At 40.8% G+C, this 15,362-nt stretch carries 12 protein-coding genes; 8 read left to right on the top strand and 4 right to left on the bottom strand.

What is annotated here, in order from left to right:
* Nucleotides 1-13 precede the first annotated feature (13 nt).
* The 5 genes from glgC to rluF all read left to right on the top strand — a co-directional run bounded on the left by glgC (nucleotide 14) and on the right by rluF (nucleotide 6,375).
* A complete protein-coding gene (glgC, locus tag EJ103_RS17125; protein ID WP_004586432.1) occupies nucleotides 14-1,315 on the top strand; it encodes a glucose-1-phosphate adenylyltransferase in 1,302 nt (433 codons plus the stop codon).
* A 41-nt stretch (nucleotides 1,316-1,356) separates the two neighbouring features.
* Nucleotides 1,357-2,892, top strand: coding sequence for a glycogen/starch synthase (locus EJ103_RS17120; RefSeq protein ID WP_126008927.1), 1,536 nt, complete (start codon nucleotides 1,357-1,359; stop codon nucleotides 2,890-2,892).
* A 91-nt stretch (nucleotides 2,893-2,983) separates the two neighbouring features.
* Nucleotides 2,984-4,198, top strand: coding sequence for an HDOD domain-containing protein (locus EJ103_RS17115; protein WP_029774480.1), 1,215 nt, complete (start codon nucleotides 2,984-2,986; stop codon nucleotides 4,196-4,198).
* A 34-nt stretch (nucleotides 4,199-4,232) separates the two neighbouring features.
* Entirely contained in the window at nucleotides 4,233-5,312 is a 1,080-nt protein-coding gene (locus tag EJ103_RS17110; RefSeq protein ID WP_126009694.1) for a DUF418 domain-containing protein, read from the top strand.
* Nucleotides 5,313-5,388: 76 nt separating this feature from the next.
* Nucleotides 5,389-6,375 carry a 23S rRNA pseudouridine(2604) synthase RluF gene (gene rluF, locus EJ103_RS17105; protein WP_126008925.1) on the top strand — a complete coding sequence of 329 codons (987 nt, stop codon included), beginning with the start codon at nucleotides 5,389-5,391 and terminating at the stop codon, nucleotides 6,373-6,375.
* A gap of 9 nt (nucleotides 6,376-6,384) precedes the next feature.
* Here the strand turns inward: rluF and EJ103_RS17100 are convergent, their stop codons facing one another.
* From EJ103_RS17100 to EJ103_RS17085, 3 genes are all read right to left on the bottom strand, one after another.
* Entirely contained in the window at nucleotides 6,385-6,822 is a 438-nt protein-coding gene (locus EJ103_RS17100; protein WP_241232327.1) for a hypothetical protein, read from the bottom strand.
* A 471-nt stretch (nucleotides 6,823-7,293) separates the two neighbouring features.
* Complete coding sequence (locus EJ103_RS17090; protein WP_126008921.1) at nucleotides 7,294-10,374, bottom strand: efflux RND transporter permease subunit; 3,081 nt, start codon at nucleotides 10,372-10,374, stop codon at nucleotides 7,294-7,296.
* A gap of 2 nt (nucleotides 10,375-10,376) precedes the next feature.
* A complete protein-coding gene (locus EJ103_RS17085) occupies nucleotides 10,377-11,459 on the bottom strand; it encodes an efflux RND transporter periplasmic adaptor subunit (protein WP_024031767.1) in 1,083 nt (360 codons plus the stop codon).
* A 123-nt stretch (nucleotides 11,460-11,582) separates the two neighbouring features.
* On the opposite strand from EJ103_RS17085, the gene EJ103_RS17080 reads away from it, so the two are divergent.
* The 3 genes from EJ103_RS17080 (at nucleotide 11,583) to EJ103_RS17070 (ending at nucleotide 13,878) form a co-directional block, all read left to right on the top strand.
* A complete protein-coding gene (locus tag EJ103_RS17080; RefSeq protein WP_126008919.1) occupies nucleotides 11,583-12,479 on the top strand; it encodes a LysR family transcriptional regulator in 897 nt (298 codons plus the stop codon).
* A complete protein-coding gene (locus tag EJ103_RS17075) occupies nucleotides 12,469-12,780 on the top strand; it encodes an MGMT family protein (RefSeq protein WP_126008917.1) in 312 nt (103 codons plus the stop codon). The genes EJ103_RS17080 and EJ103_RS17075 overlap by 11 nt, the downstream gene beginning before the upstream one ends.
* 546 nt (nucleotides 12,781-13,326) lie before the next feature.
* Entirely contained in the window at nucleotides 13,327-13,878 is a 552-nt protein-coding gene (locus EJ103_RS17070) for a diguanylate cyclase (RefSeq protein WP_126008915.1), read from the top strand.
* Nucleotides 13,879-14,153: 275 nt separating this feature from the next.
* On the opposite strand, the gene EJ103_RS17065 is transcribed toward EJ103_RS17070, so the two are convergent.
* Nucleotides 14,154-15,053, bottom strand: coding sequence for an SDR family oxidoreductase (locus tag EJ103_RS17065; RefSeq protein WP_126008913.1), 900 nt, complete (start codon nucleotides 15,051-15,053; stop codon nucleotides 14,154-14,156).
* Between the last annotated feature and the right edge of the window lie 309 nt (nucleotides 15,054-15,362).

Genomic DNA, 15,362 nt, shown 5'->3' with positions numbered 1-15,362 from the left:
CGGAGAGAGTATTATGCCTAGTTATGCAAATCGTTACATAAGTAGCTTAACCCGAGATACGTACGCGTTAATACTGGCTGGTGGACGCGGCTCACGCTTACACGAATTGACAGATTGGCGCGCAAAGCCCGCTGTTTATTTTGGCGGTAAGCACCGTATTATCGATTTTCCATTATCAAATTGTATCAATTCGGGTGTGAGGCGTGTAGGCATAGCCACACAGTACAAATCGCACTCTTTGATTCGTCATGTTAATCGCGCCTGGGGCCATTTTAAAAAGGAGCTGGGGGAGTCGGTTGAAATTTTACCCGCATCTCAGCGTAATGGCGATGAGTGGTATTGTGGGACTGCCGATGCGGTTTTTCAAAACATGGATATTATTCGCCACGAACTGCCAAAATATGTGATGATTTTGTCAGGCGATCATGTTTATCGAATGGATTACGGCGCTCTATTAGCTGAGCATGTGCAAAAAGGCGCCGACATGACAGTATGTTGCCTTGAAGTACCTGTTGAAGAGGCTGCAGATACCTTTGGGGTAATGACTGTTGATGAAAAAAATCGGGTATGTCGCTTTGATGAAAAACCTTCGATCCCCAGCTCTGTCCCTGGTAAGCCAGGTACCTGCTTAGCCTCTATGGGCAACTATGTGTTTAATACTGAGTTTTTATTTGAGCAGCTAAAAAAAGATGCTGAAAATGAAGGTTCTGGCCGCGACTTTGGGCACGATATTATTCCGGCAATTATAGAAGAGCACAGTGTGTATGCGTTCCCGTTTAGAGATCCCATGCAAGAAGGGCAACCTTATTGGCGCGATGTAGGAACGTTAGACTCGTTTTGGGAAGCCAATATGGAATTGGTAATGCCCGAGCCACAGCTAGATTTATACGATCCAACCTGGCCTATTTGGACCTACCAAGAGCAGTTGCCACCGGCTAAGTTTATTTTTGATGATGAAGATAGACGAGGTATGGCGGTAGACTCAACGGTATCAGGAGGGTGTATTGTATCGGGCTCAGTAGTTAGAAAATCACTGCTTTTTTCTAACGTGCACGTGCGTTCATTTTGCGAAATAGAGCAATCGGTTATTTTACCCGGGGCTCTCATTAATCGTCATTGTAAAATTAAGCGAGCCATAATTGATCGAAGCTGTGAAATACCCGCAGGGCTTGAAATTGGCTACGATAGAAAAGCCGATGAAGAAAACGGCTTTAGGGTATCTAAAAAAGGCATCGTATTAGTCACCCGTGATATGCTCACGGAACTTGCTAAAAAGCTTGAACGTCAAGCACACGAAAATAAAAAGTTCGCTTAAAATCGGATGCGAATAACAAAGGTTAAGGAAGTAGTAAATAAATGCATGTATTAATGGTTGCCGCAGAAAACGATGCTCTACCAAACGCTAAAGTGGGCGGGGTAGCAGATGTAGTCAGAGATGCCCCAAAAGCACTGGCAGCACAAGGCGTGAGCGTAGATGTTGTTATCCCTGATTATGGGTTTGAGCAACTGCAACGTGAATATATAGGTGATGTCACTGTTATATTTAGAGCGCAGCCACAGGTATTATCTTTATTTAAAATAAGTGATGACAACACACACATTAATCAATTTGTTATTTCGCACCCACTGTTTAGCCAATCGGGTTCGGTGTATTGCAATGACGAACCCGGACGACCTTTTGCTACTGATGCAACAAAATATGCATTATTTAGTGTCGCTCTATGTGAAGCGCTGCTACAGGGTTTAATAACGCGCCCTCAAGCACTGCATTTACACGATTGGCATAGCGCGTGTGTCGCCGTATTATTAAAATTTGATAAACGCTACGATACCCTCGCTAATTTACATATTGCCTATACAGTTCATAATTTAGCACTGCAAGGGATCAGGCCTTTTAAGCACGACGACTCGAGTTTAGAGGCTTGGTTTCCGTCGTTAGGTTATAACGGGCAACATTTGTGCGATCCTCGTTACCCACACTGTTTTAACCCTATGCGCAGTGCTATAAATTTGGCAGATAAAGTTCATTTAGTCTCACCTACTTACAGTACCGAGGTACTAAAGCCGAGTAATTATCAGCAAGGTTTTTTTGGTGGAGAAGGCTTAGAGCTTGATTTACAAAATCAATCGGCTCAAGGCAAGGTGGTGGGAATATTAAATGGCTGTGAATACCCTGAGCAAAACCCTGAGCAGGTTACTTTATCGCTCTTGTATGAGCGTATTGAACATACTTTATTTAACTGGATGGCAAAACATGAGCAGCTTGAAACGAGCTACTATGTGGCGCATCAGCGCATGCTGCAGTTTAAAAACACGCCAATAGATGGGCCCCTTGTAACAAGTGTTGGCAGGCTGACCGAGCAAAAGGTGTTATTACTTTGCCAACAATACGGTAATGCATTAGCGCTTGATAACGTGTGTGAAATAATTAACCGTTTTAACGGTCGTCTTATTATTTTAGGCTCTGGTGACAAAGCCCTTGAAAGCATTTTCACCAAGGCCATGGCACGCAATGCAAACTTATTGTTTTTAAAAGGTTATGGGCAAGGTATTGGCGATAGCCTATATGAGCTTGGGGATTTATTTTTAATGCCAAGCTCGTTTGAACCTTGCGGAATTAGTCAAATGCTTGCTATGCGCGCAGGGCAACCTTGTTTAGTACACAGTGTTGGCGGTTTAAAAGACACCGTAAGTCACAACAACAATGGCTTTGCATTTTCTGGCGGCTCGTTGAATGAACAAGTTGATGGGTTAATGACATGCTTAACTGAAACCCTTACGCTAAAACAGCAAAATCCTAAGCAATGGAGTAACATTACAGCTAATGCTAAAGGGGCACGTTTTTCGTGGGAAACGGTCGCTGCTGATTATATTTCAAGCATGTATTGCTAAATCATTAAAATTAAACGCAGTAGAAGTGACATTTATACCTATTTACGCTATTAATTACTTAGTTTGAGTATAAAAATAAGAAGTAGGTAATGTGTCTGTATTTGTTGCAAGGCAAGCAATATTCAATCGTAAGCAAAATGTAGTTGCTTACGAGCTTTTATTTCGTAATAGTGCTGAAAACTTTTTTCCCGATATAGAAGAAGGTCAAGCAACTGCTCGCCTAATAATGGAAAACCAGCTTAATTTAGGCACACGCCACATCACCTCAGGAAAAACGGCACTGATAAATATAGGCCCAGACTCTTTAAAGCACAATTTATGTGACTTTTTACCCTGTAAAGATGTGGTCATTGAACTGCTAGAAACCATTGAACCCACCGACGATAACTATCAGCTTTGCAGAGAGCTTTTTCATAAAAACTATAAACTCGCATTAGATGACTTTGTTTATAACGAGCAATGGGAGCGATTTTTAAAGTTTATTAAGCTAGTAAAGTTTGATATTGCGCAAACGCCTTTATCAGATATTGCCGAGATTGTAGAAAAACTAAAACAGCATAAAAAAATAAAAATATTAGCAGAAAAAATAGAAACCCAAGCCGATTATCACCAAGCACATAAAATGGGGTTTGATTACTTTCAAGGCTACTTTTTTGCCAAGCCCACAATGCACGAACAGCAAGACATTGATTATAACTATGCGTTAGTTGTGGCTATTTACGCGCAAGTAATGAAACCAAGCCCAGATATAAAGCAAATTAGTGCGTTATTTGAAGCCGATGCGGCCTTGGCTTATAAGCTTATGCGGCTAATTAACAGCGGTGTTTTTCCTATTCAGAGTAAAATATCATCTATTAAACAGGCGTTAGTGTATTTAGGGCATGAGCGTTTAAAAAAGTTTGTTAGTTTAATTGTTACCGCGCACACCGCGGGTAAAAAGCCAGCAGAATTAATGCAAGTGTGTGTAGTTAGAGCACGCTTTTGTGAGCTAATAGCAAAGCAGGTGTCTAAATCGTTGGCGGGTGAGGCGTTTTTAACCGGCTTGTTTTCGTTACTAGATGCCATACTCGATCAACCTATGAGTTTATTAGTCGAAAAATTACCTTTTCCTGATGATATTAAAGCGGCATTATTAAACGAAAAAAACACCCTATATTATATCTTAAATGTAGTACAAGCGTACGAAACAGGTAGCTGGTGGACATTAGAAAAAGCCGTTATATTACTTAATGTTAAAAGTGATGTGCTACCAGGGTTATATAATCAAGCCGTAGATTGGGCAGATAATTATAAAAATAATAGTTAAAGGACAGTAACCGCCCATTATGCGAAATTATAATATGGACTTTATTCGCGGCATTGCCGTGCTTTGCTTAGTGTATATGAATGGCTATGCGTTTGGCTTAATGGATTATAGCTATATTCCTTTATCTACCCCGCCTTTTAGCGACACCCTTATCCATGCTGTGAGTACTTTTTTTGTTGATGGCCGATTTAGAACGCTGTTTAGCTTACTGTTTGGGGCAGGGCTTTATATTCAATGGCAAAAAGTTAAATCAACAGCGCCTTTAAAAGCGCGATTGCATTGGCTTATCATTTTTGGTTTGGTACATGGTTTTTTACTTTGGGCTGGCGACATTTTATTTTTGTACGGTGTATCTGGCTGGTTTGCTCTAAAATATTTGCAAAGTAATAACCAACTGCTTGTAAAAAGGGCAGGGGAGTTTCTTTTAATTGGTTGTGTAGCCACGGGGTTGGTGCTTTTTAGTGCGCCTGATGAGGTCGTTTATCGTGATTCAGCACAGTATATCGATTTATATAGCCCGCATTACAGCGATTACTTTTTGAGTAACCTAGGTATGAACGTATTAATGCTGGTAGCTGTTCCTATCATGATCATGTGGCTGTGCGTAGGGCTAATGCTGATTGGCATATATTTATATAAAAATGAGGTTTTTAGTAAAGGTTTAACTAAGCCGCACCTTATTGTTTGTATAGCTGGCGCCTTTATTTTTTCAGGCATGAGGCTTTATGCGTCAAAGTTTACAGGAGGAGCAGGGTTCGCTATACAAGAGTTTATAAATACCTTTGCCGCATTGTTCATGGCTGTATTTTATATTCATCTCATCGTTAAATTTTGTAATAACCGTGCCCATGTGGGTCGGCTTATTCAGCAAGCTGGGCGCTTAGCTTTTACCTTATATATATGCCAAACACTTATGCAGCTGTTGCTTTATAAAGTGTTGTATCCGCAGTGGGTATTAAGTTTTAACCGAATAGACTATTGGATAGTCGCGACTGGCCTGGTTAGCGTGCAGCTATTGTTTACAGCTTTATATTGTCGCTATTATGAGCAAGGGCCACTGGAATATGTTTGGCGCAGGTTAACTCAAGCAAAAATTACAAAAATTAATGCGTAAAGGTTTAAATTAGGGGCGAAAAATAATGGCGTGTGGTTTACACTAGTCGCCTTTAAAATTAGGACCATTAAGTGCCATGACCGAATTAAAACGTTTAAATAAATTTATTAGTGAAACAGGTTTTTGTTCACGCCGTGAAGCCGATAAATATATTGAGCAAGGTCGTGTAACAGTTAATGGTAATACGCCTGAAATGGGCGTAAAAGTGGCTGATACCGATACTGTTTTAGTAGATGGAAAACCGCTGCGCGAAAAACCAAAACGCGTGTACATTGCGTATAATAAGCCTGTGGGTATAACCTGTACCACCGAGAGTAAAATTCAAAGTAATATTGTCAAAGCCGTTAATTATCCCACCCGTATATTTCCTATCGGCCGTTTAGATAGACCTTCAGAAGGATTGATTTTTTTAACTAACGAAGGCGATATCGTTAATAAAATTTTGCGAGCGGGTAATAACCACGAAAAAGAATACGTGGTGACAGTTGATAAACCACTCAATCGCCAATTTGTGAGCAAAATGGCCAACGGTATTCCTATTTTAGATACCGTTACAAAAAAATGTAAAGTGACACAAACAGCTCCGCAAGAATTCAAAATAGTGCTTACGCAGGGTTTAAACCGCCAAATTCGTCGTATGTGTGAATACCTAGGCTATGAAGTTGTGACCCTTAAACGTACCCGCATTATGAATGTAACGTTAAAGGGCTTAAAAGTAGGCCAGTGGCGACATTTAACCGACGTAGAAATGGCACAAATTAATGACTCCATTGCTGATTCGGGTAAAACGCAAGAGCATTCGGTTGATACCAATAAGCAAAATGCCAATAACAAAGGCGAGCCTAAAAAGCGTGATTTTCAGGGTGAAAACCCACGCGCCTTTAATAATGAGCGAGGCACTCGCACTCAAAGAAGTAACACGGCCTTTCAAAAGCGCTCAACCACCTATGTAGGTAAAGGGGGCGCTAGCAAAAATACGCAAGGCGATAGCAAAAACGCAAACAACAAAAAGCCAGCAAACGGTAAAGCGCGTTCATCTGGCACATTAAGTTTAAAAAAATAGCGTGCGCACTTACCACTGTATTTGATGCACAACGTAACCAAGTGGGCTTTTAACGCCCACGATGTTTATTTTCTCATTTTTTAGCCGCTTTAATGCTGGTTTATCTAAATACCACCTAAAAGAGCGCTTTCTGTAAGTTTGTAAATCAAGCACAACCAGTTTTGCGCAGCTGTATTCGTAATCACTCGGACACGCCTCTACAGCCAGTAGCTGGTACTCTTGCTGCCAGCTATTGTCGCTATAATAATACGTCCATAACTTTACTGAAATACAAAAACTAGCCCACAGCCATAAATAAACTAAAACCGGTATAAACAAAATACCCAGCCAGCCCCTAAGCTTCCCATCATCCTCTAAGTAGTCTTTAAAATTTGATTTAAATGTTATGCATGCGTTGTACTTTTTGTATCCGTACATCCCCCCTGCAATACTAATTATTACTGACAAAACAGGAAACAGCTTATGTGTTAAAAAATCATAAGCGGTATTGGCAATAAAGGGGGGATCGAGATTTTCATTCCAAGCAATAAAAAATAGGGGTGGGAATAGTAAACTAGCGGTAATTATTATTCTAAAAAGTTGTTTTGCTGTCATTTGAGGGGTTATTTATACAACACAACGCCAATATAAAGTAAAAAAAGCCCTAAATAAATGGCTAATGCAGATACGCTGTTTTTAGAGCGCAGTCGTGTAATTAAATCGTAAGTACCGTCAAATATTACCAGTGCAATACCGCTCGTGAAACGGTAGTTGTTTAAATCTACATTGCCATTTTCGTCGGTTATAAAGCGAAAATAGCCAAACAGAATACAAATACAACCTAGTTTATTATGTCCATCTTTAACCTCGGTTTAAATAATAAAAAACGCAGCTACTGTGAGGTAAGCTGCGTTTTAAACGTCCTGTAAGGCTTTTAAATTACTTTCTAGGCTCGTAGTCTATTCTAAATACAACAGTATAAAGCACAGGTACTACGATAAGCGTAAGTATGGTTGCAAAACCTAAACCAAACATAATAGTTACCGCCATTGACTGGAAGAACACGTCAAACAACAACGGGATCATACCTAAAATGGTGGTAATAGCCGCCATGGCTACAGGGCGTACACGGCTAACGCCAGATTCAAACACAGCTTGATAAGGCGATTTACCATCGCGAAGCTCAAGATTTATTTGATCGACCAACACAATGCCGTTTTTAATTAGCATCCCGCTTAAACTTAGTAATCCAAGTAGTGCCATAAAGCTAAATGGCGCATTCATTATTAACATGCCCGCACTCACACCAATAATGGCAAGTGGCACTGTAGCCCAAATAACTAAAGGCTGTTTAAGTGAATTGAACAGCAGTACGGTTACCGCAAACATCGCTAAATAACCCAGCGGTAATGAACCAAATATAGCGGCTTGCGCATCCGATGACGACTCATACTCGCCGCCCCATTCTAATTTATAGCCACGCGGTAGCTCTATTGCCTCTACGGGCCCGCGCACGCGTGCAAATAACTTAGCGGCAGTTTCATCGCCTAATACGTTGTGATCGGCCATTACCGTTATTGTGCGCTTTCGGTCGCGGCGCATAATTAGGCTGTCTTCCCATTCAACCACAAATTCGTCAACCACTTGCGTGACTGGCACAAATACACCCAGTACAGGGCTGTATATTTGTAAATCGTGAACGCTTTCTACATTTAGGCGCTCATTTGCCGGCGAGCGAGCAATAATTGGCAGTAGTTGTGTACCATCGCGGTATACACCCACTTGCTTGCCTGAAAGGCTAGTAAGCAGTACATCATCAAGGTCTGACTTACTAATACCTAAGCGGCGCGCTTTTTGTTCGTTAAATTGTGGACGAATCATTTTAGTACGTGCCCGCCAATCATCACGAATATTATAAGCCCCTTCATCCTGTGCTATAACGTCTTCTGCTTTAGCCGCTAGCTTTCTAAGAACTACTGGGTCTGGGCCTGTAAAGCGCGCTTCAATTTTAGCATCGGTAGAGGGGCCAATTTCCATGGGCTTAATTTTAAGCTCAGCTGAAAGCGGTGTATTTTGCGAGTATTCACGCACTTTTTTCATTACTACAGCCACCGCCTCGCGGTTTTTTACTCTAATAATGAGCTGCCCGTATGACGAGTACGACTTTTGCGGTGCATAAGTAAGCATAAAGCGTGGAGCACCTTGGCCTGTAGTACTGGTTATTTCTTCAACTAGCTCTTCTTTTTGAAGGTAGTTTTCAAGCTTTTTAATTCCCTCTAGCGTTGCTCTTATGTCGGAGCCTTGTTGCTGCCAGTAATCTACATAAAACATAGGCGTGTTAGAGGCGGGGAAAAACGATTGTTTAACCGCACCAAAACCAACCACAGCCGAGCAAAGGAGCACGACCATAAGCACAAGCGTGGTTTTACGATAATGCATAGACACATCTAAAAGTGCTTTATAGCCGGTAAAAATAAAGCCTTGATATGGGTCGTCATCTTCCTCTTCGCCCTCAGCATTTTTAGCTTTTTTAAACTCATCTTGTTTAAACATTAAATTTGCAAAAAATGGCGTAAGCGTAATGGCGGTGATCCAGCTTAGTAAAAGCGATATAAACAAGACCCAAAATAAGCTACCCGCAAATTCACCGGTTGCATCAGAGCTTAAGCCAATAGGGGCAAACGCAGTAATACCAATAACTGTAGCGCCTAGTAGCGGCCATTTAGTTTGTTCTACAATATTAACCGCAGCTTTTAACTTAGTTTGGCCACGCTTTAAATTTATTAATATGCCTTCGGTTACTACTATGGCGTTATCTACCAGCATACCAAGGGCAATAATAAGCGCACCGAGAGAAATACGTTGCAAGTCTATGGCGAACAACTTCATAAATATAAAGGTGCCTAAAACGGTGAGTAATAAAATACCGCCAATTAAAATACCACTTTTTAACCCCATAAATATAAGCAGTACGACGATTACAATGGCAATCGCCTCTACTAGGCTGACAATAAAGCCATCTACCGATTTTTCTACTTCTTTAGGTTGGTTATACACCGATTCTACATGAATGCCATGTGGGCGCTGGTATTCAAGCTCTGCTAAGTGCTCGTCAATACGTTTACCTACATCTACTACGTTCACGCTGTTCATAAACGAAACGCCAATTAAAAGCGCTTGTTCTGAGTTGTAGCGAATAACATTGCTGGGTACTTCTGCGTATTCTCTAAATACTTTTGCTACATCACCTAAGTATATAAGCTCGCTAGCACCGGGTTTAGATATAAGTAGAGTTTCGAGCTCTTTAACATCTTTAAATTCGCCGGTTGGGTGAAAGCGTATAGACTCATCGCCCACTCTAATTTTACCTGCGTTAGAGACTGTATTTTGCGATTGCAGTAAACCAAAAATATGGCTTGGGGCAATACCGAGCTGCGCTAATTTACGGGTAGACACTTCAACCATTACTTGAGGCTGTTGCTCACCAGCAATGGTCACTTTACTCACACCTTTAACGAGTACGAGTTCGCGCTTTAAGTAATCGGTGTAATCTTTAAGTTCATCATAAGAGTAGCCATCGCCGGTAACCGCATACATAACGCCGTATACATCACCAAAGTCATCTAAAATGGTGCTTGGGTAAACGCCACTCGGGAGTGACGGCGCTAAGTCGTTAATTTTACGTCGCATTTCATCCCAAATTTGGCGCAGCTGCTCTTTTCGGTAGGTGCTTTTCATTTCTACCGATATTTGCGACTTACCATTTGATGAAATAGAGGTCACATAATCTACGTAGGGGAGTTGCTGAATTGCATTTTCGATAGGAAAGGTGACTTCTTCCTCGACTTGTTGTGGCGATGCACCCGGATACATAGTAATAACCATGGCGGTTTTAAGCGTAAACTCTGGGTCTTCTAGTTGGCCTAAATCAAAGTACGACACACTCCCGCCAATTAACAGCAGTAGTGCAAACATCCAGCTAATTACTTTTTTCTCTATGGAGAGTTGCGCAAAGCTCATAATTATAAGCCTCGCTCTTTATTCCATGGACGTACTTTCATGCCTTCATCTAATGAGTGCACGCCAGCAGAAACGACAATTTGGCCTTCTTTAATACCGCTTAGCACTTCAATGCCGTCGCGGTGTACTTGGCCCACTTTAACGGCTTGTTTATTAACAACACCAGTTTCTGGGTTATATATCCACACATAGGCGTTATCTGACACGCTTTCTTTAGCTTCAGAAAAAACCGACTCAACCGGCAAAATAGTGTAAGCCACTTGCGAGCTGGTTACTTTTGATAAATCGATAAATACACGGCCCGTCATCCCTGCAAGTAGGTTAAAGTCTTTAGGCACTGGTAGCGAAAAAACAACTTTGTAGGTAAGCGTAGTAGGATCGGCTTGCGTGTCCCACTCTTTTAAATCAAGGGTGTACTCTTTATTATCATAACCGTCAAACACAACGGTAGGGTGGTAGTCGCTGCCTTTTTTAATGCGCGCTATTATTTTTTCAGGAACTTGGATTTCTACATCCATTAAATCGCGGGTTTCTAGGCGTAAAATGTTTTGCTTGGCTTGAATGTTTTCAAAGTTTTTAACAAATACTTTGGCTACAGTCCCTGCAAATGGGGCGCGCAGCTCGCTGTATTCTAGGTTGGTTTCGGCAATTTTAAAGGCAGACTCTGCCACTTGCATATTTGCCAATGCTTCATCGTACTCTGATTGACTCGCGATTCTTTTTTCAAGTAATTGTTCAATGCGGCTAAGTTGTGATTTAGCAAGCTCATAACGGGCTTTTCTATCATCGTACTGTAACTGAAAGTCTTCTGGGTCAAGCTTTGCTAAAAGTTGCCCTTTTTCAACTTCTTCACCTGCTAATACCGGAAACTCTACCAGTTCACCATTGACTCTAAATGCTAAGTACGAGCCTTGGTTAGCAACCACTTCAGCAGGAAAACTGCGCACATTTGTTTGCGAATCATGTCCTATATTGAATAACTTTACAGGCCTAATGGGCTCTTCTTTTACTTGCTTTTCTGGCTCTGAACAGGCCATTAAGGTAAGTAGAGTCGTAGTAAGTATACATAGACGAAAGAGTTTCATGTCTTCTCCGTGGCAATGATGGGCAAAATAATTAAGTGCAGGATACGCCGCAACCATATAAAATAAAATTCATTAAATTTTAGAAACATAATAAGTTTTATTTATGATCATGTTGAGCGCAGTATGAAGCTGAATCAATTACAAATTTTAGATGCCATTGTACAAAGTGCAAGTTTAAGTGGCGCGGCGCTTAAATTACATAAAACTCAACCTGCGCTTACATTAGCAATTAAAAACCTAGAGGCAAAAATTGGCTTTGAACTGCTCGATAGAAGCAAGTACCGATTACATTTAACTGAAAAAGGGCGTGTTTTTCACCGCGAAGCACAACAATTATTGCATGCAAATGATGAGCTAGCACAGCTTGCTAAAGAGCTCGCACTGGGTAACGAGCCACAATATCGAATTTGTTATGAGCAAATTTGTCAAAAAGACAGTTATAACGAGATCATAAGTAATACTTTTAGACTATTTAAGCGTACGGAGTTTAATTTAACCAGTGGCAAACGCTTTGTCTCTTTAGAGCAAGTAAATAGTGGGCAAGTGGAGTTAGGCATAGGCCCCTGGTTTGACTTATTTCATGCAACAGGGCACTTAGAGAGCCTACCTATTGGTAAATTAAACATTGGTATTATTGCAGCTACTAAAGCGTTTCCTAAGTACATGACCTTTAACGAGCTACAAAATTACCCGTGTTTGGCCATGTTTGAAAGTGACTTAAGCATAGACAGCGACAAGCTTTCTTACTCAAAAGGCTCTGCCTTAATGAAGATTGACGATGTAACCAATTTAAAGTCGTTTTTGCTTGCTGGTGCCGGCTGGGCAATGATGAACATAGACTATTGCGCCCCTGAAATAGAAGCCGGGCTGTTACAGCAAATACAGATAAACGACAGAGAAGATGAGTTTGGTATAGAAGTACGTGCATTTAGGCGTGATGCAATACACCATGGCCCTGTTGCGCGCTCTATTTGGGAGCAATTTAAAGTACTCAGTGAGGCGTACGTTAATGACCGCTGATATTGATAAAGAAACCCTCATTTACACCATTATTGCAAATATACCTGCAGGTTTTGTTGCAAGCTACGGGCAAGTAGCATCGCTTGCCGGTTATCCGCAAAATTCACGCTTAGTAGGGCGCCTTTTAAAGCAAATGCCAGATGATTCTGTTATACCGTGGCACAGAGTAGTAAACAGCCAAGGTAAAATATCATTCCCTGCAGGCAGTGATAAATACCAAGAGCAGCGCCAAAAGCTATTATTAGAAGGGGTTAGCTTTAAAAACGACAAAGTAAATATGCGCGAGTATAGATGGCAGTAGTGAACGTATTATCGTAAAAAAGCTTTTAAAGGCTGCTTTATTACAAGTGTGCGGCTTACTTTTTTGTTTTAGCTAGCGTAAATCTACAACAAATAGGGTTATTCAGCTTGTAGTTTACCTTTTCCACAACCTCCTTATCTAGCTTTGTGAATGAAAAACTTACAATGATAAGCGATATATTTTCTATTTTTTACACAACAAAAATATACACGGCAAAGTAAAAACACCTCCACACCTGCCTATAGCTAAAATGGCATTAAATCAATTAAGCGTCGAGATTTGGCATAACATTTGAACTACTTATTAGTTGTAAATAGATATTGAGCATACCAAATGTTGGCTCAAGGGCGCGTTTAAAAATGGTATCTCATTTACATTAAGGTAAAAACGTAAGTAATCCTCAAGCCATCTTAAAAGTGACTGATAAATTATTTAAAAAATACGGTTTTTCACATCGCTACTGATGAATGATCAAGCTGATGAAGTGTAAATATTTAGTTTTAAGCATGAGGGTTATTAAAACCAAATATTAAGGACTAACAAACTATGACTGACCCAACTTTATTGATTTTAATGTACTTTGTGATCCCTGTGTGGCTTGCTGCTGGTATTGCTGATTGGTTTTGTCATCGACGTAGTAATATTTCTACAACCAGCGGTGCTAAAGAGTCATTTATTCATTTATTAATGTTTGCCGAAGTGGGCATTCCGTTAATCCTCGTTTTAATTTTTGAAGTTAATAGTTTGATTATTGCCCTTTGTATTGTGTTGTTTTTTCTGCATGAGCTTACAGCAATGTGGGATGTAAGTTATGCGGTAAGTAAGCGAAGGGTAGGGCCGGTAGAGCAACATATACACAGTTTTTTAGAAATGATACCCCTGTTAGCTTTGGTATTAATTATTGCGCGCCATTGGGAGCAATTTACCGCTTTATTTACTCCAGGCGGCTTTCCTCCTGACTTTACGCTGCAATTAAAAGCCTCTCCTTTACCAATAACTTACTTGGCAACGGTGCTATTTATAGCACTTGCGCTAGAGTTTACGCCTTATTTAGAAGAGTTCATTCGCGGTATACGTGCTAAAAAAGATAACACTTAATCTGCTTAAGTTATTTAAGCAGTTAATTTATGCGTGCCTAAATAGGCACGCTCTTGCTCACACTGTGCTAAATGGTGCTGCTGCTTGAGCACAGGTTTTAGTGCCAAGCTCAGGTGCTGTCTAAGGTATTGCTAACCAGAGCCTCACCAATACTTAGTAGTGCTTATTTAGGTATAATTGAAAAAAGGCTAGGTAAAAATAGCGGCGTATATACGCCGCTATTATTTTATAAAAACAATAAGCTGAGATTAACTAATATGAGTGAGCCATCATGACTATGGTAGATGCTGCCCACCTGTCACACCCATTATTTCAGCGGTTATGTAACTTGACTCTTGCGATGCTAAGTAGACATAGGTGGGTGCTAGTTCAGCAGGCTGACCTGGTCTACCTAATGGTACGTTATCACCAAATTCAGGCAATTTTTTAGCCGGTTGGCCGCCACTTTGTTGAAGTGGGGTCCAAATTGGCCCAGGAGCAACCCCATTAACCCGAATGCCTTTATCAATCACCATTTTTGCTAAGCTTTTAGTAAAGCTTGTAATTGCGCCTTTAGTCGATGCGTAGTCAAGAAGCCCAGCAGAGGGTTGATAACATTGGATAGAGGTTGTATTAATAATACTAGCGCCCGGTGGCATATGTTTTACCGCCGCTTTTGTTATCCAAAACATAGCAAATACATTTGTTGCATATGTTTGGCAAAATTGCTCGGTAGATAAATCGTCTAAATCGGCAACAAACTGTTGTTTACCCGCATTATTTACTAATATGTCGATTGAGCCTAAGTTTTCAACGCTTTGAGCCACAAGGTCGTTACAAAAACTCTCATCAGAGATATCGCCTGCAATTCCCCAAGCTTTGCTACCGCTGGCTTTTAATATATCGAGTGTTTCTTTCGCATCGGCTTCTTCGCTGGCTAAGTAATTAATAACCACATCGGCACCTTCTCTGGCAAATGCAATGGCAACCGCTCTGCCAATGCCCGAGTCGCCCCCGGTGATCAACGCCTTGCGACCCTTTAATCTGTCGCTACCTACATAGGTATCTTCGCCGTGATCTGCTTTAGGTTTTAAAATTTCATCTAGGCCTGGGTCTGGTTGATCACTGTCTTTTTCGGTTCGTCCCATTTGATATTGGCTTCTAGGGTCTTGCATTGTAAATTGGTTAGTTGGCATATCAACGTCTCCTTTAACGTAAAGTTTAAGTTGGATTAACTGCATGTAATCACAAAGAGCCTAATGGCATATAACGCAGCAATGCGTGTTACCTACCTCTTTGCTTGGCGGGAATAGACGTAAAAGTGGGTGTGGTTGTAAAATATTGAATATAAGTAGCAACTTACTAATCTAGCACTTGCCTCAATTGTAGAGTCAGCTTGGAATGCGCCCACTTTGTATCTCCTTTAACATATTTGCTTGGCCAAGGTTTTACTGACCATTTATATTGAAGGAGCAATAGATATGCCATAGCGTTACATTTAAAAT

The organism is Pseudoalteromonas sp. Xi13, assembly GCF_003952205.1.
Classification (GTDB): Bacteria; Pseudomonadota; Gammaproteobacteria; order Enterobacterales; family Alteromonadaceae; genus Pseudoalteromonas; species Pseudoalteromonas atlantica.
This window is presented reverse-complemented; position numbering and strand designations above follow the sequence as displayed.

Bases quoted from the DNA above. Each gene is read 5' to 3' on its own strand.
- EJ103_RS17080 (WP_126008919.1), top strand. From the start codon at position 11,583: ATGAAGCTGAATCAATTACAAATTTTAGATGCCATTGTACAAAGTGCA.
- EJ103_RS17075 (WP_126008917.1), top strand. From the start codon at position 12,469: ATGACCGCTGATATTGATAAAGAAACCCTCATTTACACCATTATTGCA.
- EJ103_RS17110 (WP_126009694.1), top strand. From the start codon at position 4,233: ATGGACTTTATTCGCGGCATTGCCGTGCTTTGCTTAGTGTATATGAAT.
- EJ103_RS17085 (WP_024031767.1), bottom strand. From the start codon at position 11,459: ATGAAACTCTTTCGTCTATGTATACTTACTACGACTCTACTTACCTTA.
- EJ103_RS17065 (WP_126008913.1), bottom strand. From the start codon at position 15,053: ATGCCAACTAACCAATTTACAATGCAAGACCCTAGAAGCCAATATCAA.
- EJ103_RS17070 (WP_126008915.1), top strand. From the start codon at position 13,327: ATGACTGACCCAACTTTATTGATTTTAATGTACTTTGTGATCCCTGTG.
- EJ103_RS17120 (WP_126008927.1), top strand. From the start codon at position 1,357: ATGCATGTATTAATGGTTGCCGCAGAAAACGATGCTCTACCAAACGCT.
- glgC (WP_004586432.1), top strand. From the start codon at position 14: ATGCCTAGTTATGCAAATCGTTACATAAGTAGCTTAACCCGAGATACG.
- EJ103_RS17090 (WP_126008921.1), bottom strand. From the start codon at position 10,374: ATGAGCTTTGCGCAACTCTCCATAGAGAAAAAAGTAATTAGCTGGATG.
- rluF (WP_126008925.1), top strand. From the start codon at position 5,389: ATGACCGAATTAAAACGTTTAAATAAATTTATTAGTGAAACAGGTTTT.